Here is a 19,113-nt window from a genome sequence, read left to right on the forward strand (position 1 = left end):
TTGAATTGTTTTGGCCAGAGCATTATTTAATGCTTCTTTGGGTTACACCCAGACCAGAACTTTACCAGGTCTTACCACGAACTGCATAGGTCATGTAACGACAAATTCCAAAAACCAGCATGGTAAAGATAAAAGACAGTTAAAGAAAAAAAGCTTAAAAATATCATATAAAGCACAACAAATTTGCGACTAAAGACAATTGGTAAAACAGAATTAATAAACTGCCTCCCAGCTCTTGTGAAGAGACCGAATATAATTGCTATTATAATCCAAAAACCTAATGCAAGTTCCCTGTTATTAAAAACTTCTTGAATTGTACCCACCTGGAACCTCCAATAGTCGAGCGAGGATTTGCAATCATAATATCGAACAAGTCATACAGCGAGTGCAGCGTAATAACCACGCTCAAATGCGGCTAAATGAATTGTTACTTGTATACATCCCCACCGGAGCATGGATGCAAGGAGCTTCCGCACGGTTGAGGTTCAGCCCAGCTTAACGAGCGACACACAGCACTCCACATGCGCGGTATGCGGGAACATATCCACCGGCTGCACCCACTCAAGGCGGTAGCCGCCGCTGAGCAGCACCTGGCAATCCTTGGCCAAGGTGGCAGGGTTGCACGATACGTACACCAGCCGCGCCGGCCGGGCTTGCAAAAGGGCTTGCAGCAGCGGGCGCTCGCAGCCGGTGCGCGGCGGGTCGACGACGACGACGTCGGGTCTGATGCCGCGCTTGACCCACTCGGGCAGCAGCTGCTCGGCGCGGCCCTCGAAGAAGCGCGCGTTCTCGATACCGCTCGCGCGCGCATTGTCCCGTGCGTCCTGCACCGCCTCGGGGATAATCTCGATGCCCCGAACCTCCCGGGCATAGGGGGCCAGCCACAGGCCGATCGTGCCTGTACCGCAGTAGGCATCGACGACCAGCTCCGAACCGCTGAGCGAGGCCGCCTCCTGCACGGCGTTATACAGCTTCACCGTCTGCTCCGGGTTGAGTTGGAAGAACGCGCGCGGGGATAAAGAGAAGCGGACGTCGCCGAGCGTTTCCTCGAGCCGTTCCTGTCCCCAAAGCACGACGGTCTTCTCCCCGAATACTAGCGGCGACTTGCCCTTATGGATATTCTGGGCAATCGTGGTGACCATGGGCAGCGTCTCGCGGATGCGCTGCACAAGCCGCCTGGAATCCGGCAGGCGGTCGGTGGCGGTAATCAGCGTCAGCTGTACATTCCCGGAGGCTTGACCGACCCGGGCGACAACGGTTCGGACCGCCCCCTCGCGAGTACGCTCATCGTAGATAGGGATCTGAAGCTCCGATAAGATCGCCTTCACCTGATCGATGACTTGATTAACCAAAGGGTGGTGTACAGCACACCCGCTGATATCGACCAAGCGGTGCGATCCTGCCGCATAAAGACCCGTAATCATCTTTTCACCTTCACGCCCTGTCTGCAATTGGGCTTTGTTGCGGTAGCCCCACGGGTCGCTCATCCCCAGAATCGGCCGCATCGGCAGCTCGTGAAGACCGGTATAGCGCTGGAACGATTCCCGCACCAGTTCTTCTTTCGCCCTCAGCTGCGCCTCATAGGTCATATGCTGCAGCTGGCAGCCTCCGCAGGTTTCATAAACGGGACAGGGCGGCTTCCGGCGGTCGGGGGACCGTTTCTCCAGTTCGATAATGTCCGCGTTCAGATAACCGGGCTCCACCTTGGTAATTTTCGCCTTGACGACTTCATCGGGCAGAGCTCCCTTGACAAATACGGCCTTGCGTCTGTAATAACCGACACCTTCACCGTTGATTCCAATCCGTTTGATCGTGACAATAATCCGGTCCCCCACTCGCACATCCTCCGCCGAGGAGGGTCCTCCAAATGAACCGGACGGCTTTTGCCCCTTGTTTCCCGGCCGATGGGCCGCTTGCGGTTTACTTCGTTGGGCAGGTTTAGTCTCCACCGTTGGGGCTGCCGTAGTGTAACGCTTGTCCGGCGCGCTGTTTGGCTTACGCTTTCGCTGCTGCGGCTTATTCACATCCTGCATCATGCTGTGTTCGCTCCGTTTCCGCTTTTGTTTCTTCCACTATACCACAGAGGCATCCTTTTCCCAACGGACAACCGGTCGCGATATGCGCAGAAAAAAATGGCACTCCGGAACATGATCATGAAGTTCCAGACTGCCGCGCCGGATTGGACGATCGTTGAACCTGTCTATCTTTATCTTCGCCCGGCTTATGATCCTGCAAAATGAAAGACCTGCGGCGGCAGGTCCGAAGGCAGGCCCTATCAGAATCATTAATAACCAACTTCAACAGAGGCGATAACCACATAGACAAGGTCGTTTTTATCTTCTTTATCTGCAAGAACAACACCGCTGGATGTAAGCATGCCTCCATCGGTCACTTCGAAGGTTACCTCGCCGTAAGGCAGTTCTGCTCTAACGACATCCAGGTTCAGCTTCTCCTTGTCCGCAGGAACAGCCAGTCTTACATTTACCTTCATGTTGTGGATGTCGTGATCCGGAAGCACAGACCGAAGACCGGGCATGGAGTTATGATGGATGGCATTTTGAACGGCCCTGACGGCTGCCTTGGTCACGTTTTGCCCATGCAGATCAATCCCCATACCGATTTCAATAAACATGACTTTATCCATTTCCCTATACACTCCTTTTTACTATGCGGAACTATGCGGCTCGATGCGAAGCCCAAAGCCCGGGTTCGAACCGCATGAAACATGACGCTGCGGTATTCAATTATTATTATACCTCACTGCATGTGGGCTGTCCTAAAGTTTCCGTCATACACGGCAATTGGACCTTGGACAAAAAAACAGAGGTTTACATGCGCATGCCGCTGGACACACGCATCTAAACCTCATCCTGCCAGGAGGCTCCCAAGACTTCAGCCGCCTTCCTTGGATCCCGAGCCTCGCCTTTCACATTTGTTGCAGCAATTTCTCCAGATGCCTCACCGTGGGAGTCAAATTCGCCAAAAAGTAAGCCTCACGCAGTCTTCTGGAGGGGTCGCTGGCCTGTAAGTACGCCGATCCTCCTTGATGCAGCATGTCGGCCTGAACAGCTCTCAAGGTCAAGGAGACCACCTCTAATCGTAATTGCAATAATGGCTTCCATTGTTCCGCTACATTCGGGGATGTGCAGATGCGGTGCAATCGCTCCTTCAATCGATTCAGCTCATCCCTGATTTCTATCGATTGAATGGGCAAATACCGGTTGCAGCCCCCCTGTCTGTCCGCCGCTTTTTCTATAGATTCCGCCGCCGCGGCCGTGACTCCAAATCCTAACGGAATTTGGTAGAGCACAAAGACAGGCCGAATTTGGCTTACATAGTCGTCCGCCTGTTCGGATATTATCCATTCGTCAGGAATGAATACATCATGGAAGGAGCAGGAATAGGTGGCGCTCCCATTCAGGGCCAAATAACCGATTTTCTCTTTCATCGCCAGATTCTCGTTTTGGCAGGGCACAAACGCCATAATCCGCTGACTTTCCCCCACAGAGGCGATGATTGCGAACCAATGGTCCGTCCCCAGGTTCGATACCATCGGCAATTGCCCCGAAACCGAATATCCTCCCGGCACCCGCCTTGCTTTCAAATGCAATTTTTCGAGACCCGCGTAATATTTCATCGGATTCGACAACCCGGTTCCCCCGCGCAAACGGCCATCCTCAAGCAGGGGAAGTACGCTTTCCCTGAGATACGGGTTGCCGCTTCGGCGTAAATAAGTGGCAGCCGCCAGGTGGCACCATAGATTAAACCCGGTTGTCATGCAAGTTTTTGACGTTGCCTCTATGAGACCGGTATCCCGCAATAAGGTTTCGGACTGCGGAAGGCGTGATTGAAATACGCCCGCGTTGCCCAATGCCTTAATAAATTCCAGCGGGTAGAAAGCCTCCGAATCGATCTTTCTTACGACCGGCTTTAGTTTCTCTTGGATGCAGCTTTCAATAACATGTTTCCTTTCCGTCGTCCCCATTCGAGTCAACTTCCTTCCAGGCATGTTCTAATCTTTGGCTTTGGGCAGAATTTCCGTAATACTGTCAACAGGAGCTTTCACGGCCTCTCTTGCCCTCTTTACGGCGTCTTCATCCGGAGCATCATAGAAGCAGAGGCATTTGGTCATATCCTCGCAAACATAAGTTCTGGAAAAAGATACTTCCGGCACTTCCGCATAATGAACCGAGTTGTTTTTCTTACGCTCCAAATACTGATCCATCGTGATTCCTTCGGGAAGATTCCACTCGACCAAATAATTGATGGCATCCGATTTCCGCTTAACGCTCTCCACTTCCTGCCCTACCAGGCGAACGGGCTTGATTAACGTAACGGGGAATCCGAGCTCGCGCAATCCTTCGTTCACTTCTTGCCGGCTCCCGCTTTCAAAAATGAGAAAGGCTCTGGAAAAGTCCCGGGAGACCTGAACTTCAATAAGCCCAATGTTTTTTGGATCCAAGTGCTGCTGAATACCCGTAATCGTTTGCTCAAATTGCTCCTGATCTTTGACCGTTCCATTCAATACCGATTCTACCAAATACAATGCCATATCCATCTTCTCTCCTCAATCTGTGATTTTGCATAGGAATCCATACCCAAGAGGCATTCCAATACCTGATGATATAGATTATAATATTAACTTAGTATCCTTTATTAACCTAGTGAAAACCGTTGAAAAAACGTCTTCCGGAGGAATTGAACCATGAAAGAACGCTACGATTTACCGTGCAATATTGCGCAAACCCTGAATATCATCGGCGACCGCTGGACTCTTCTGATCATTCATGACATCTTGGTGGGACGAACGACATTTAACGAAATCAAGAAGTCGCTGTCCGGCATTTCCTCGAAAATGTTGTCCGAGCGGTTGAAATATCTGGAGGATACCGGGCTTATCGTCTCCAGCCTTTATTCGGATCACCCGCCCCGGTACAAGTACACGCTAACCGATAGCGGAAAGGACTTGGAGCACGTATTTAATTCGTTGATCCTTTGGGGCCGGCAGCACCTTGTGAAATGCTACAAAAAGTTGGTCCATCGAGCCTGCAGCCATGAAATCGAACCGGCCTATTACTGTCCTCATTGTCAAAAGAACGTGGAAGATATCGATGTGGTGGAAATTTAGCGCATCAGGATTCTCTGATGATCCCCCATTGCTTGTCCATCCACCTTTCCAGCAAACGAATGATTCGATCCAGGAGAAGGCCGCAAAGACCTATAAAAATAATTCCCGCTAATACGAAGTCCAGCCGCAGCTGATTTCTGGCGTCCACAATCATGAAACCCAAGCCGGACTGGGCCCCGACCATCTCTCCTGATACCAGAAATATCCACGATGTGCCTACTGCGATATGCAGGCCATTGGCGATAAACGGAAAAATAGCGGGCAATATAATTTTACTGAACAGATGGTACCGGCCGATCTCCAAATTTTGAGCCACTTTCAAATACGTCACATCCATTTTCCTTACGGCTGTCACCGTAGAAAGCAGTACCGGGAAAAAAGCCGCCAGGAAGATGATAACAATAGCCGGTGCGTTCCCGATCCCAAACCAAAGCACGATAAACGGAGACCATGCGATCGGGGAAACCGGTCTGATCACTTGCACGATAGGGTCGACAAACCCCCACAGAACAGGCAGCCTGCCCAGCAGAAGCCCCAGCACGATGGCCGTAATGGAGGCGGAAAAATAACCCGCCGCGAATCGGAGCAAGCTCACTTGCAAATGGGTCCATAACGTTCCATCCAAAAGCAGCTTCAACACCGCTTTTCCTACGGATAAAGGAGCAGGCAGCAGGGAGTCGTTATAGCCTCCAATTAGAACGATAGCCTGCCATATCACGATAAGAAGGACCATGCTGACCAAAACGTTTGTAAGAGTCCTGAAGCTTTTCATACTATCCCTTCACCTGGTCGATGAATGAATTATCTACGAAATCTTGAAAGGATGGCGGGTTATTGGATAGGCCCATTTCGATCATGTATTGTCTTAACTGTTCATAGGCTTCCTCCGTAAGTTTTAGATCCCCGTAGGAAATCCACTGCAGAGACAAATCTAATACGTCTTTTTCTATATTCATGTATTTGCGCAAAATCTGTTTGGCCTCTTCATCCTTAAGCTCCGCTTTCTCCCCCGCTTTCAAATATTCGGTGATAAATTCCCGCGACGCTTCTTTGTGGTTATTAAGAATTTCGCCCCGCATCACCAGAGCGCAGTCCACGGAATCTTTCCAGATTTCTTCAGATTGGAATAAAGCCTTGCCTTTTTTGATCACGACCGACTTCGCGCCGAACGGTTCGGCGACAACGTAACCGGAAATTCTGCCTTCCGCCAGCGCAGCCGGCATTTCCGCCGGGGCCAATTCAACGACATCGACATCACTGTACTGGAGACCGGCTTTTTTCAGCATTTCATAGAGCAAAACATGATGTGTCGAGAATTTGTGGGGAATCGCAAACTTCTTCCCTTTGAGGTCGGCCACTTGATGGATATCGTTGGAGGCCACAATCACATTGCCGTCTTTATGCCCCAACGCAACGGCCTTCAAGTCAATGCCCTGCTCCTTCGCTTTCATGGCCAGTTCAACCAATACGGAAGCGCCGTCGATTCTGCCCGTATTCAAAGCATCCATCAAATCAGGCCAGGACCCGAATTTCACCAGCTCCAATTTAAAATGCTTGAAATGTTGTTTGCCGAGTTCCTCTTCAATGTACAGGGGAGCCGCATGGGTGATAGGCAAATATCCGATTTTAATCGTCTTCAGATCCGAATCTGCGGACGAATGGCCGGAATCCCCCTCCGTTTTCCCGCAAGCTGCAAGATGGATGAGCATGACCACAAGTAAAATTAAAATGACGGCTTTATTGCGGATGTTCATGAATATGCCTCCTGTTTTAAATACTATATTCTTCATTCGCCTGCGGGCCCGTCAATCGGAATTCGTCCAAAATCAACTTCCGGTAGTGCTGAAAATCCGAATGCCCCCTATCCCTCGGCCGGCTGGAATGAATGGGTATTTCCTTGCGAATTTGTCCGGGGCCGGCACTCATAATCAATATCCGGTCCGACAAAAATACCGCTTCATCAATGTCGTGAGTGACTAAAAGGATGGTCGTTTTTTCATTGGCATGAATATTCAAAAGCTCATTTTGCAAGTAATATCTGGTAAAGGTATCCAACGCTGCGAAGGGCTCGTCCATTAAAATAATTTGCGGCCGGATCGCCAATGCGCGCGCCAATGCAGCTCTTTGCTGCATCCCCCCCGACAATTGATGCGGGAAGTGATCGGCCCGGTCCTCCAACCCTACGAGCTTAAGATAAGCAAGCGCTCTGCTCCTTCTTTCGGCTTCCGTTAAATCCAGCAATCCCAGCTCGACATTCTTCAAAACCGACCGCCACGGCAATAAACCATAATTTTGAAAAAGCATCACACAACGCTTAGCAGGTTCTTTCACTTCGATACCCGCGGTATAGATCGTTCCTCTATCGGGCGTGTCAAAACCGGCTATCAGATTGAGAAGCGTGCTTTTCCCGCAGCCGCTTTGGCCAAGAATAGAGATGATTTCCCCTTCTTTAACCTGAAGCGAGATGCCGCTCAATATTTGTTCGTTTTTACCTGCGGCCTTATATGCTTTACTCACCTCGGATACCTCTACCAAAACCCCGGCTCCCAATTTTGGTTTCACCTCCTTGCCTAACCATTGCCTATAATTCCAATTAATATAGTTGGTATTCGTGTAAGGTTATTTTAGTATACTTTGTTTATTTTTACAACCTGCTTTTTAGATAAAACCAAAATGAATAAATCTCATTCCGGCAGTTTACTAATACATGCAGGATAGGCCGGCCGATCAACAATCTATTTACTATTGACAGAATGAAAAATGAAATGATAGAATGCCTAGTAAATATATTGGAATACTGTTCTACCGGACCGCCGGAGACACTCTGTCATTGACCATCATTGACAAGGGTGTCTTTTTTTATGTCCATTGGCAATGAAGGAAGATGGAGGCCAAGAGAATGACGACAACCAGGGGAAAGCATTTCATTCAAAGTTTAAAAGATGGGCGGAGCGTTTGGCTGAATGGTGAGAAAATTGAAGATATAACGACTCATCCCGCATTTACCGGAACGTTACGGACGCTTGAAAAGCTGTTTAATATGCTCGACGAACCCGGTATGCGGGAGAAAATCGGATTTCGCAGTCCCAAGACCGGCGAATATGTGCATAATGCCTTCCTGATTCCAACGGCGCCGGAGCATTTAAAGCAGCGAAAAGAAGCTTTCAAGATATGGGCGGATGCCACCTTTGGCGTGATGAGCAGATTGTCTGAATTCGGACGCACTCTGATTACCAGCTGGCATGCCACAAGCGAGATGTTTCGCCAGTACGACGAGCGGTATCCGGAGAAAATTCGCCGGTTTTACGAGATAGCAAGAGATGAGGATCGCTTCGTAATTCAAGCGTTCGGCAATCCGCAAATCGACCGTTCGAAGGATGCCGCAGGGGCAAGCGATCCTGACGCTCATCTCAGAATTGTGCGCGAGACCAGTGAAGGCATCTATATCAAGGGCGCAAAAACCGTTGCCACTGGCGCGCCTTACGCCCACGATTTGATCATTGCCCCGAACTATCGGGTAAAGGATACGCATCCTGAATATGCTCATGCGCTGATTGTCCCGTTAAATGCTCAGGGCATTCATATCATATGCCGGGAATCGTACGCATCAACCGACATAGATGAACACCCCCTAAGCGCCCAATTCGACGAAATGGACGCCGTCATCGTTTTCGATAATGTATTCATTCCATGGGACAGGGTTTTGCTGCACGGCAATCCGGAGGCCGTTTGGAAGTTCTATAATACGCTGAAAAGCAACGCGCTGACCTTCCATCAAACCGTCGTCCGCCTGGTGTCCAAACTGGAGTTTATTACCGGTCTCGGCATCGCTTTGGCCGAATCGATCGGCGTCGATTCCTTTTTGAACGTGCAGGAAAAATTGGGAGAATTAATTGTCCAGGTCGAAAGCATCAAGGGGCTGCTGCACGCATCGGAAATTGTAACGCAAAAAGATCAATTCGGCATGCTGACCCCCTCTCCCATTCCATTGCAAACCGCGCGAAACCTTGGGATGAGATACTATCCGAGAGCGATTGAAATATTGCAGCAAATCGGAGCCGGAGGCTATACGCAAACCCCTTCGACAACGGTTGAAAACAGCGGGGAGATTAGAGCATATTTGGAAACCTATTATCGGGGAGCCGCCGTTTCCGCATCCCAAAAAATAAAGCTCTTCAAAGTAGCGTGGGATATTGTGGGCAGCCCGCTCGGCTCCCGCCACGAACTGTACGAAAGATTGTATGCCGGGGAAGCTTCGCGAATGTATGCCTTACAATACCTTGCATCCGATAAAACCGCTTTGGAGAAACGGCTGGAGCGGTTTTGGACCATTACGGAAGAAAGGAGAAATGAACCATGAGCTTGGGCAAACAGTATATGGAACGTATAAATGACGGCCGCAAGGTATGGCTGGGAAACCAGGCGGTCGGCAATGTGGCGCATCATCCTGCATTCGCGGCAACCGTGCATAACATCGCCTTACTGCTGGATAAGCAGAATGAACCCGATACGCGCGATCAATTGACTTATCGCGGGGACAAATCCCGTGCCAATATAGCCTTTCTGGTGCCGAGATCGAAAGAAGATCTGCTCCGTCGGCACAGTGCCCTCAAGTTTTATGCGGATGCGACCTTCGGTATGATGGACGGACTTTCACAGTATGCCCGATCCTTGCTTACCGGGCATTACGCCAATCGTCATTATTCCGGCATCGGCCATGCCTATGCGAATAAAATCGAGTCGTATTACAAGTTTATCAAAGAGAATGATCTATTGTGTACCGGAGCTGCGCACGATCCGCTAAGGAACGATTCGCAACCCCCGTCCAGGTTCGATGAAGCTTCCGATCCGGGTTTGCGAATCGTTCGCGAGACGGAGGATGGCATCATCGTCAGCGGAGCAAGAATGGCAGCGGCGAACGCTCCTTATGTCGATGAAATCCTGGTTTCGTTTTATGACCCGCGCTCCCGGGAAGACAAGCGGCATGGTTATATGTTTGCCGTTGCAGCCAATACACCCGGGGTGAATATCGTTTGCCGGGAATCCTTCGCGGCTGATGAACCGGATGATCATCCCGTGAGTGCCCGGTTTGAGGATATGGACACCGTTATTATTTTTGACGATGTGCTGGTCCCTTGGGAGCGCGTGTTCATAAAGAATAATCCGGAGGCTTTGCTGAAAATTCAACGCGACCCCGCAGCCGCAGCTTTAGGACAGCATCAAACCGTTGTCCGGCTGCTCAGCAATCTCGAATTTATCGCTGCCGTGGGCCACGCTCTTACATCCGCGAGCGATAGAAAAGCTTTTTTGCACGTTCAGGAAATCATGGGCGAGCTTATTATTCAGGTGGAAACCATTAAAGGCCTGCTTATCGCCGCAGAGCATCGCTCCTCTCCGGGCAACGACAATATTTGGCTGCCCGAAGAACTGCCTCTGCAGATGGCTCGCAATCTGGGTACCCGTTTTTACCCTCGCGCGATCGAAATCCTGCGGCAAATCGGCGGTGACGCGCTTTTACAGAGTCCCGCAAAGCTGGCGGATTTTGACGGGCCTATCGGTCATTTACTGCGCCAGTATTATCAAGGCACGGATCGCAGCGCCATAGAACGGACGAAACTGATCAAGCTGGCGTGGGACTTGGTCGGCAGCCCGCCGGCAGTGCGACGGGTGCTTTATGAGCAATTCTTTTGGGGCGATCCCGTTCAAGCCTATGCCAATCAATACAAGGATTACCCCAAAAAAACGCTGACGGATCCGGTTTGGAATTTAGTGGATACTCATTCAAAGCAGTATAAGGGGCCAAGTTAAATTAGGAGGAATGACTTGATGGCAGCAACAGATCTAAACTCAGACCCCGGAATACAGCGCCCTGCACCCGAACCGCCAAAACCTGAGGCGAAGATCACTGTCCGCAACGTCGCCAAGGTGTTTGCTTCCGGCAACCGGTTGACGAGCGCTCTCACGGAGACGAACCTTACGGTGCGCGACGGTGAATTCGTAGTGATCGTCGGTCCCAGCGGGTGCGGCAAAACGACATTGCTGCGTATATTAGCCGGACTGGAGTCCCCAAGTTCCGGTGAAGTCAAGATCGCAGCGTCCGATCAGAACCGCCCCTTGCATTCGATGGTCTTTCAGGAACGTTCGATCTTTCCCTGGATGAGTGTCATCGACAACGTGGCCTACGGATTGAAAATACGCGGGGTGGATCGGCGCACCGCATTAGCCAAGGCGGAGGAATTCATCGGCAAGGTTGGACTCGCCAAGTTTGCCCGGGCCTACCCCCATGAACTATCCGGCGGCATGAAGCAGCGCGTAAGCATCGCCCGGGCATTCGCCAATGATCCGGAAGTGCTGTTGATGGATGAGCCGTTCGCCGCTTTGGATGAACAGACCAAACTCCTGATGCAGGAAGAACTGCTGCGCATTTGGGACGAGAATAAAAAAACCGTGGTTTACGTTACACACAGCCTTCAGGAAGCCGTATTGCTCGGTGATCGGATCATCGTCTTCTCTGCGCATCCGGGCCGGATCAAGGCGGAGGTTACCGTTGACTTTCCGCGTCCCAGATCTCACAAATTGGCCACTACCCCGGAATTCAGCAAATTAACCTCCGACCTGTGGGAACTGCTTAAGGACGAGGTGATCAAGGCCAGCCGGATCGAGAGTTGAACGAAAAACAACGTAGGAGAAAAGAGAGATTAGCATGAGTTTGGACAATGTGAACCATGACGAAGCTGTCCGTTTCGGTAACGAAGTGCTGCGGGCGAACCGCAGACGCAAGATTCTGTACCGCATCCTCTCCATCACGATGCCCTTTATCTTGCTGCTGTTCTGGGAGCTGCTTGCGCGTTTGGGATGGATAGACACCCGTTTTTTTGCCATGCCTACGCAAATTGCCATAGTATTTTGGAAGCTTATTGAAAACGGGCAGCTCCTTAATGACGTGACCATAAGCTTATCGCGGCTTCTGATCGGTTTCGCCTTGGGCGGAATCCCCGGGCTTATCGTTGGAATCCTGCTAGGCCAGTCTTCGGTGATTCGCGCCTTGCTCTACCCGATCATCGCGGCCATTTACCCTATTCCCAAAATTGCGGTACTGCCGCTGCTCCTGTTTATTTTTGGACTGGGCGAAGCCTCCAAATACGCGATCATCGCCATAGGCGTTTTCTTTATTCTGGCCGTCAACACGATGACCGGAGCGATGAACGTCCCCGCCATCTATCTGGAAGTAGGGAAGGAATTCGGCGCCAGCCGGCTGACCATATTTCGAACGGTCGTGATTCCGGCCGCACTGCCGGTCATTTTTGCCGGCATTAAGCTGGCTTGGGGAAGCGCCCTTCTATTGATCGTGTCGGCCGAATTTGTTGGCGCCAAATCCGGAATCGGCCATTTGATCTGGAGCTCGTGGCAAGTGTTCTCCGTGGAGCAGATGTACGTCGGATTGATCGTCATTGCCATTCTCGGATTTATCACGCTGCTTCTTCTGGATGAACTGGAAGCGAAATTACTGCCTTGGCGAAAACATGTATAAGAAGGAGCGATCAGTATGAGCAGCAAAGTGCTATACGAGAAGCGAAAGGACGGTGTCGCGTTTGTCACCCTCAACCGGCCGGATTCGCTCAATGCATTGGACGTTGAAGCCAAGCTTCGGCTGGGCGAGATTTGGGATGAGGCGGCGGCAGACCCGGAAGTCCGGGTCATCCTGCTATCCGGGGCGGGGTCGCGCGCTTTTTGCGCCGGGTCCGATATCAAAGAAATGTCGAAGACGGGAAAAACGATATCCACCGAAGACCTTCAACGGGCACTGCCAGGTTTTGTTACACCGCTCAAGAAGCCCGTTATTGCCGCCCTGCAGGGCTTTTGTATCGGTATGGGGTTGACGCTGGCCTGCCACTGCGATATCCGGATTGCCGCAGACCATGCGGTGCTTGGTTTTCCGGAGGTAAAGCACGGCATGCTTTCCGGCATTAGCGCCGTTCGGCTGCCGTTCATCATTCCTGCGGGGTATGCGATGGAACTGCTGCTTACAGGCGAAACGATATCCGCCGCCGAAGCTTTGCGCTACGGGCTGGTCAACCGGATCACAGCCGGTGACGTACTGCAGGAAGCGGAAAAAGTCGCGGTCAAGATAGCCGCCATGCCGACACCGGGAATACAGGCTACCACCCATTTGGCCCGCCTGGCGATTAATGAAGCCGTCAAGGCGCACATTGCCGAGATTGATGCAGCGCGTTTGGGCATCGAAGCTTCCGCCGGATTTGCGGATCGCGCGCGTGCCTTCGCAGAAAGACGCAGCAACTAAGACCACTAAACTTCAATGGATAAAGGAGACTTTACAACGATGAGAAAAAAATGGGGCAAAAAAATACTGTTGGGAGTATCGTTCGCCGGTTTGCTGCTGGCATCAGCCTGCGGATCGGCAACCACAACGACAAATCATAGCAGCAATCCGCCTGAACAAGAAGCTAAACCACCGGTGAAAAGCGAATCGGCCGAGCCTGCCAAGGTGAGAGTCGGAACTTTAAAAGCATTGGCGGACGCCCCCATCTACATTGCTTTGGAGAAAGGTTACTTTAAACAGCAAAACCTCGATGTGGAGGATGTTGCCTTTGAGACCGGAGCCGATATGATCGCTCCTCTCACCGCAGGCCAGCTGGAAGTAGGCGGCGGCGGGGTCAGTGCCGGATTTTATAACGCCCTCAGCCGCGGTTTTGACATTCAGATTGTTGCCGACAAGGGGCATGTCGGAAGCGACAGCAACTACGTGAACTTTTTAGTCCGTAAGGAGCTGATCGATTCCGGCCAAATCAAAACGTTTGAAGACCTGCGCGGCAAGAAAGTCGCCGTCGTTTCAAAGACAGGCTCGAATGCCGTCCATCTTTCCGCCGCTCTGAAGAAAGGCGGGCTCACCCTCAATGACGTCGAGCTGCTGGAAATGACGTTTCCGAACATGGGGACCGCCTTTGGCAACGGCTCCCTGGACGTAGGCATCATTCCGGAACCGTTCGTTTCTCGTTATGTAGCCAACGGTCTGGCGGTCAACTGGAAAGGTGTGCATGATGCCATCCCTAATGCGCAAACCGGCGTACTCTTTTATTCCTCCAAGTTTGCCAAGGATAACCCTGACGTAGCCAATCGCTTTATGACGGCCTATCTGAAAGGTGTCCGGGATTATAACGACGCCTTCTTCAAACAAAAGGGCTACGATGAAGTGGTAAGCATCTTAACGAAACATACGACGGTAAAAGATGCCGCACTGTATAAGCAAATGGCTCCCGCCGGAATCGACCCTTACGGAAAGCTCAATCAGGAATCGCTTCAGTTAGACTATGATTGGTATAAAGCACAAGGTTTAATCAAAACCGATGTTGATCTCAATCAAGTGATCAACACTTCCTTCCTGGAGGCTGCCCAAAAGGAGCTTGGCAACTACTGATTGACAGAAAAAGAAACAGCCTTGGTTCGGAACCTGAACGGTGACCTTCTTGCGGGTCACAGTCCAGCCCTTCCGGACTAAGGCTGTTTTTCTTATGTTTCAACGTTTATTTCATAGCAGTATGTCGCCTTTGACACTTGCGTTTTCGGCAACCAGCAGATGTTTTAGAACTTTGCCGTAATGGGATTTGGGCAGGCTTTCCACCACTTCAATGATTTTAGGCTTCATAAAACTGGCCAGACGTTGACGGCAGTGATCGGCGATCTCTTGATAAGTGACACGAAGGCCCGGCCGAAGGACGATAAAAGCTTTCACGCACTCTCCCCATTCCCGGTCGGGCACCCCGACGACGGCCGCCTCCCGGATGGCGGGATGATTCATCAGCACATGCTCGACCTCTTGAGGCAGGATCGAGCTTCCGCCGCTGCGTATAACCTCTTTCTTTCTCCCTACCACATACAGGTAACCTTCATCATCCAATTGTCCTAAATCACCCGTATGGAACTCACCATTGTACAGAACCGACCGGGTAAGATCCGGGCGATTCCAATATCCCTGCATCACATTCGCGCCCTGAATCACGATCTCGCCGGTCGTATGCGGAGGCAGAACCTGACCGTCTTCATCCTGGATCGTCACGCGATAACCCATCATCTCCCGGCCGGCGCTCCGGATTAAACGATCGGAACGTTCATTGTTCACGACAAATTCTTTAGGTGACAAATAGCACGTCCAGGACGCCTCCGTCAGCCCATACAGCACGCCTAGTTTGGGACCGTAAAGCTCCAGGAACGAGCGGAAGACATCGGGTTGGACGGCGCCCGCACCGATATCGATCGTATGCAGTGAAGCCAGCTCGGTCGGAGCAATGCCTCCATCCAGAAGCCTAACCAGCTGTGTTGGAACCAGGGAGGTGGCATTGGCCCGATGCATGCCGACCAGACGGCCGAAGGTTTCCGCCTCAAAGCGACCTCCCAGCACAATGAGTGCGCCGCCTAATAGATGGAACAATACGTTGATGGCTGCAATAGGCCAGAGCGGACGCACATTAAGGAACACGTCGCCGGCTGCAACGGGCCTGCCCAGAAGTGCGTTGGAAATAATATGATACAGGTTGGCGTGAGTCAGCATCACCGCTTTTGGTTGTCCCGTCGTCCCGCCTGTATAATTAAGACTGGCCAGCGCATCAGGGTTCAGCCGCTCCGGCATGGAGGGGCTTGCCAGGCTGAGAACTTCCTCGTAGTCCAGAACCTCGCCTGCTTTACCGCCGGTAGACAAGATGAGACAATGGTCAAGCTCCCGTTTAACCTCTACCGCCATCTCCGTATGCCGGGAACTGACTATGATGGCCCGGGCGCCGGCGTCCCTCAGTTGGGATACCATTTGCTCTTTGCTCAAACGGGGGTCCAGCGGTACCCGGACATACCCTCCCGCCATCACTCCGTAATCCACTTCGAGATACTGCCGGCTGTCTTCGTGCAATAGACCCACACGGTCGCCTGGGATTAGCCCCAATCCTTTGAGCGCATTACCCACCCGATTGATTCTTGCCACCAGCTGCTCTCTTGTCCAAGTTACGCCATGCTGATCAATAAGTGCCGGTTTTGTAGATGCCTGACGGGCAAACCGGTTTAACATATAGGATAAATGAAGCATACTCACCATCCTTTCATAACAATCCGGCCTGAGACGCTGCGCTGCTCCAATATCGCATGTGCTTCGGCGGCGGATGTAAAGGGAACGATTCGATCAATGATAGGCCTTACCTGCCCCGTATCCAGCAAATGAAGTGAACGCCGGACATCCTGCAGCGTCGGGTTTCCAGACCCTTCTATTCTTAACCGGCGGCCAATGATCAGTCCCGGATCGATTTCGATCTTTCTCATTTCAGTATTGCCCAATACGACGGCGATTCCGTTGGGGGCCAAGCACCGGAGGGATTCCCCGAACGTAGCGCTCACCACGTTTTCAAGAACCGCTTGGACCCCCTGCTTTGCGGTAAGACTCCAAACGTCTCCGGCAAATTTCAGATCGGGACTTACAATCACTTCATCAGCCCCTACCGATCTGATGATGTTCTCTTTGGCGGAGGATGAGGTGATTGCGATGACGTTCGCTCCCCTGCTTTTGGCCACCTGAATTTGATGCAGTCCCAGACCTCCGCTGGCTCCAGTCACCAGCACGGTATCTCCCGGACGAACATCCGCCACAGAGATGACGGCTCTGACACTGGTACCGATCGGACAAACCGCCAAGGCTGCCGCCTCCGGCGAAAGGCCTTGCGGAAGGGGAATGGCATTCCAGCTCGGTACACAGACATACTCGGCGTATCCTCCCGGCCGGTTGGAGCCAAGAATGCCGCCCATTTTGCATAGATCCTGACGTCCTCCAAGACAATACCGGCAGTGTCCGCAAAACATGCGGTGGAAAAGGACGACCTGTTGTCCGATTTGAAGACCCTTCGCTTGTTTGCCCAGCTCAACCACTTCTCCGGACACCTCATGTCCCAAAATGTTCCCGGCCTTCGGGCCATGCAGTTTACCCGATCTGTCCAGCAGATCATGATAACAAATTCCCGCCGCATGCACCTTAATTAAAGCTTCGTCCGGCTTGGGCTCAGGCATCGGCGCCTCCCGCACTTCCAGGCAATCGGCCCCGCCAATATCCTTCATGATTACGCATTTCATCATTTGCTTACTCCTTCTGCATCATGCTGTATCTCCATTCCAAACCATGCCCCGGAGCTGTACCGGACAAAAAATAAAAGCTCTTAAAAATCCCGATGTAAACCAGGGAATTTTAAGAGCTGCCAGTGATCCGGTAAGCCTATTTGAAATGTAATCATATGATTTTAACCTATGAAACAGCGGTTTTGAATAAAAAAAATATATCATTATATCCATCAATCGTCAATGTATGATGCGTTTGCCTGACAATCGTTTCATCAGGCATATGGCGAAAGATTTATATTTATTTCCATGGTAAACATTTTCGTTCCAAAAAGTCCAGGGTGCGGTTAAAAATCAGCCCGATCACGGAAAGCAATACGACGCCAACCATGAGCTTGGTTGTAATCATCAAGTTGCCGTAGTGCAGTATCATCGCTCCGATGCCTTCCTTGGCCGCAATCATCTCCGCCGCTACAAGCAGCAGCAGCGACGTTCCTGCGGCCAGCTTCAATCCGGCAAAAATCACCGGAAGCGAACCCGGCAGGATGACCTTGCGTACGACGTTCAAATGATTCGAGCCAAACGTGACGGCCGCCTTAATCAGGGTCGAATCGACATTCTTGACCCCGGAATACGTATTGATCACCACCGGGAAAAATACGCCTAAAGCAATCATCGTCACTTTGGGCAATTCTCCGATGCCGAGCCATAGAATGATCAGCGGCAAAAGGGCGATTTTCGGAATCGGGTAAAAAGAGAACAAGATGGGAGTCCCCACCGATTCCGCCCATTTGGAAAATCCGAGCAGCAGCCCGACGATGATGCCAATACTGCCTCCCAGAAGATAACCCAGGATAATGCGGTATAGACTGGCCAAAATATTCGGATGAAGCTCTCCCTTCACGATCATTTCCCATGCTGCGGATAGAATACTGGTAGGAGACGGAAGAAACAAGGGAGAAATCAAGCCCGATCGGCCTATGATTTCCCATACCGCTACGATGAAGGTTATGCCTAAAACCGGAGCATATACAGGAACCCTTTGCTCGAGAAAGGCGACTTTGTTGGTTATATATTTTCTTATCGTTTCCGCCACTGCCTTATCCCTCCTTCAGCGCTTCTGCTGCGTCATGGCGGATCAGCTGCCAAATTTGATCGGCATACTCATCGAATTGAAGCCGAAACTGCTCCTGATTCCGGCCTATCTTGGGCATATCGATATGGATGATGCTTTTGATCTGTCCGGGATGACGCGACAATACAATGACCCGGTCAGCCAAATATACCGCTTCGTCTATGTTGTGGGTGACATACAGCGTGCTCAGCCGCGTCTGGTTCCAAATCGTCAGCAGCTCCTCCTGCATCAGCGTGCGTGTCTGCGCATCCAAAGCGGAGAACGGTTCATCCATCAGCAGCAAATCAGGCTGAATGGCAAGAGCGCGGGCGATCCCCGCTCTCTGCCTCATCCCTCCGGAAAGCTGCTTCGGATAGGCCGATTCGAATCCGCTCAGACCGACCATATCAATATAATGCTTCGCTATTTCGCGCTGCTCCTTCTTGCTCACGCCTCTTTCTTCCAAGCCGTATACGACATTTTGATAAACGGTCCGCCATGGAAAAAGTGCGATTTCCTGAAACACAATCCCTAAATTCGGTGTCTTGTCCTCTTTTAAGCCTTCAAAATATACGCTGCCCTCAGTTGGAGAGAGCAGCCCTCCTACAATATTTAACAGGGTAGATTTACCGCAGCCGCTGGGTCCGACCAGCACGACAAACTCCTGCTGTTCAATGACGAAATTGATATTGGTTAATGCGGTAACTTCCTTCCCCTTTGTGTCTTTAAACCTTTTTTCCACGCCGTCGATTACAATTCTCATAGG

Annotated in this window: 18 protein-coding genes; 7 read left to right on the top strand and 11 right to left on the bottom strand. The window is 51.3% G+C overall.

Annotated elements, in window-relative coordinates; all coding sequences use genetic code 11:
• Positions 1-485: 485 nt before the first annotated feature.
• The 4 genes from rlmD to BLT35_RS18815 all read right to left on the bottom strand — a co-directional run bounded on the left by rlmD (position 486) and on the right by BLT35_RS18815 (position 4,552).
• Positions 486-2,036, bottom strand: coding sequence for a 23S rRNA (uracil(1939)-C(5))-methyltransferase RlmD (gene rlmD / locus BLT35_RS18800; protein WP_083351344.1), 1,551 nt, complete (start codon positions 2,034-2,036; stop codon positions 486-488).
• Between the two features lie 248 nt (positions 2,037-2,284).
• The gene (locus BLT35_RS18805) at positions 2,285-2,644 is read right to left on the bottom strand and encodes a Lin0512 family protein (RefSeq protein WP_054818646.1); all 360 of its coding nucleotides are present in this window, start codon (positions 2,642-2,644) and stop codon (positions 2,285-2,287) included.
• A gap of 282 nt (positions 2,645-2,926) precedes the next feature.
• Entirely contained in the window at positions 2,927-3,985 is a 1,059-nt protein-coding gene (locus BLT35_RS18810) for an acyl-CoA dehydrogenase family protein (RefSeq protein WP_074729432.1), read from the bottom strand.
• A 27-nt stretch (positions 3,986-4,012) separates the two neighbouring features.
• Positions 4,013-4,552, bottom strand: a complete 540-nt coding sequence (locus tag BLT35_RS18815; protein ID WP_074729434.1) for a DUF4242 domain-containing protein — start codon at positions 4,550-4,552, stop codon at positions 4,013-4,015.
• A 153-nt stretch (positions 4,553-4,705) separates the two neighbouring features.
• On the opposite strand from BLT35_RS18815, the gene BLT35_RS18820 reads away from it, so the two are divergent.
• Positions 4,706-5,128, top strand: coding sequence for a winged helix-turn-helix transcriptional regulator (locus BLT35_RS18820; RefSeq protein ID WP_054818644.1), 423 nt, complete (start codon positions 4,706-4,708; stop codon positions 5,126-5,128).
• A 4-nt stretch (positions 5,129-5,132) separates the two neighbouring features.
• Here BLT35_RS18820 and BLT35_RS18825 read toward each other — a convergent pair whose 3' ends face one another.
• Genes BLT35_RS18825 through BLT35_RS18835 form a run of 3 tightly spaced genes read right to left on the bottom strand, consistent with a single transcriptional unit; the run spans position 5,133 to position 7,678 of the window.
• Positions 5,133-5,900, bottom strand: coding sequence for an ABC transporter permease (locus BLT35_RS18825; RefSeq protein WP_062410467.1), 768 nt, complete (start codon positions 5,898-5,900; stop codon positions 5,133-5,135).
• A gap of 1 nt (position 5,901) precedes the next feature.
• On the bottom strand, positions 5,902-6,882 hold the full coding sequence (locus BLT35_RS18830) for an ABC transporter substrate-binding protein (protein WP_074729436.1): 981 nt from the start codon (positions 6,880-6,882) through the stop codon (positions 5,902-5,904).
• Positions 6,883-6,898: 16 nt separating this feature from the next.
• On the bottom strand, positions 6,899-7,678 hold the full coding sequence (locus BLT35_RS18835) for an ABC transporter ATP-binding protein (RefSeq protein WP_074729439.1): 780 nt from the start codon (positions 7,676-7,678) through the stop codon (positions 6,899-6,901).
• Positions 7,679-8,027: 349 nt separating this feature from the next.
• Here BLT35_RS18835 and BLT35_RS18840 point away from each other — a divergent pair, with 349 nt between their 5' ends.
• Genes BLT35_RS18840 through BLT35_RS18865 form a run of 6 tightly spaced genes read left to right on the top strand, consistent with a single transcriptional unit; the run spans position 8,028 to position 14,564 of the window.
• Complete coding sequence (locus BLT35_RS18840) at positions 8,028-9,488, top strand: 4-hydroxyphenylacetate 3-hydroxylase family protein (RefSeq protein ID WP_074729441.1); 1,461 nt, start codon at positions 8,028-8,030, stop codon at positions 9,486-9,488.
• Entirely contained in the window at positions 9,485-10,936 is a 1,452-nt protein-coding gene (locus BLT35_RS18845) for a 4-hydroxyphenylacetate 3-hydroxylase N-terminal domain-containing protein (protein WP_074729443.1), read from the top strand. The genes BLT35_RS18840 and BLT35_RS18845 overlap by 4 nt, the downstream gene beginning before the upstream one ends.
• Positions 10,937-10,954: 18 nt before the next feature.
• The gene (locus tag BLT35_RS18850; RefSeq protein WP_082660924.1) at positions 10,955-11,797 is read left to right on the top strand and encodes an ABC transporter ATP-binding protein; all 843 of its coding nucleotides are present in this window, start codon (positions 10,955-10,957) and stop codon (positions 11,795-11,797) included.
• A 34-nt stretch (positions 11,798-11,831) separates the two neighbouring features.
• Positions 11,832-12,659 (top strand): ABC transporter permease, encoded by an 828-nt coding sequence (locus BLT35_RS18855; RefSeq protein ID WP_062410462.1) that lies wholly within the window; start codon positions 11,832-11,834, stop codon positions 12,657-12,659.
• Between the two features lie 15 nt (positions 12,660-12,674).
• Positions 12,675-13,430, top strand: a complete 756-nt coding sequence (locus BLT35_RS18860) for an enoyl-CoA hydratase/isomerase family protein (protein ID WP_074729445.1) — start codon at positions 12,675-12,677, stop codon at positions 13,428-13,430.
• Between the two features lie 39 nt (positions 13,431-13,469).
• Positions 13,470-14,564: an ABC transporter substrate-binding protein gene (locus BLT35_RS18865; protein WP_062410460.1), complete on the top strand. Its 1,095-nt coding sequence runs from the start codon at positions 13,470-13,472 to the stop codon at positions 14,562-14,564.
• A gap of 111 nt (positions 14,565-14,675) precedes the next feature.
• On the opposite strand, the gene BLT35_RS18870 is transcribed toward BLT35_RS18865, so the two are convergent.
• From BLT35_RS18870 to BLT35_RS18885, 4 genes are all read right to left on the bottom strand, one after another.
• Positions 14,676-16,220 carry a class I adenylate-forming enzyme family protein gene (locus BLT35_RS18870; protein WP_175472016.1) on the bottom strand — a complete coding sequence of 515 codons (1,545 nt, stop codon included), beginning with the start codon at positions 16,218-16,220 and terminating at the stop codon, positions 14,676-14,678.
• Between the two features lie 2 nt (positions 16,221-16,222).
• Positions 16,223-17,254: an alcohol dehydrogenase catalytic domain-containing protein gene (locus BLT35_RS18875; RefSeq protein WP_217634726.1), complete on the bottom strand. Its 1,032-nt coding sequence runs from the start codon at positions 17,252-17,254 to the stop codon at positions 16,223-16,225.
• Positions 17,255-17,534: 280 nt separating this feature from the next.
• Complete coding sequence (locus BLT35_RS18880; protein WP_054818633.1) at positions 17,535-18,329, bottom strand: ABC transporter permease; 795 nt, start codon at positions 18,327-18,329, stop codon at positions 17,535-17,537.
• Positions 18,330-18,333: 4 nt separating this feature from the next.
• On the bottom strand, positions 18,334-19,110 hold the full coding sequence (locus tag BLT35_RS18885) for an ABC transporter ATP-binding protein (RefSeq protein WP_074729450.1): 777 nt from the start codon (positions 19,108-19,110) through the stop codon (positions 18,334-18,336).
• Positions 19,111-19,113: the final 3 nt, after the last annotated feature.

Origin of the sequence: Paenibacillus naphthalenovorans, from assembly GCF_900099895.1 — a bacterium.
Classification (GTDB): domain Bacteria; phylum Bacillota; class Bacilli; order Paenibacillales; family NBRC-103111; genus Paenibacillus_G; species Paenibacillus_G naphthalenovorans.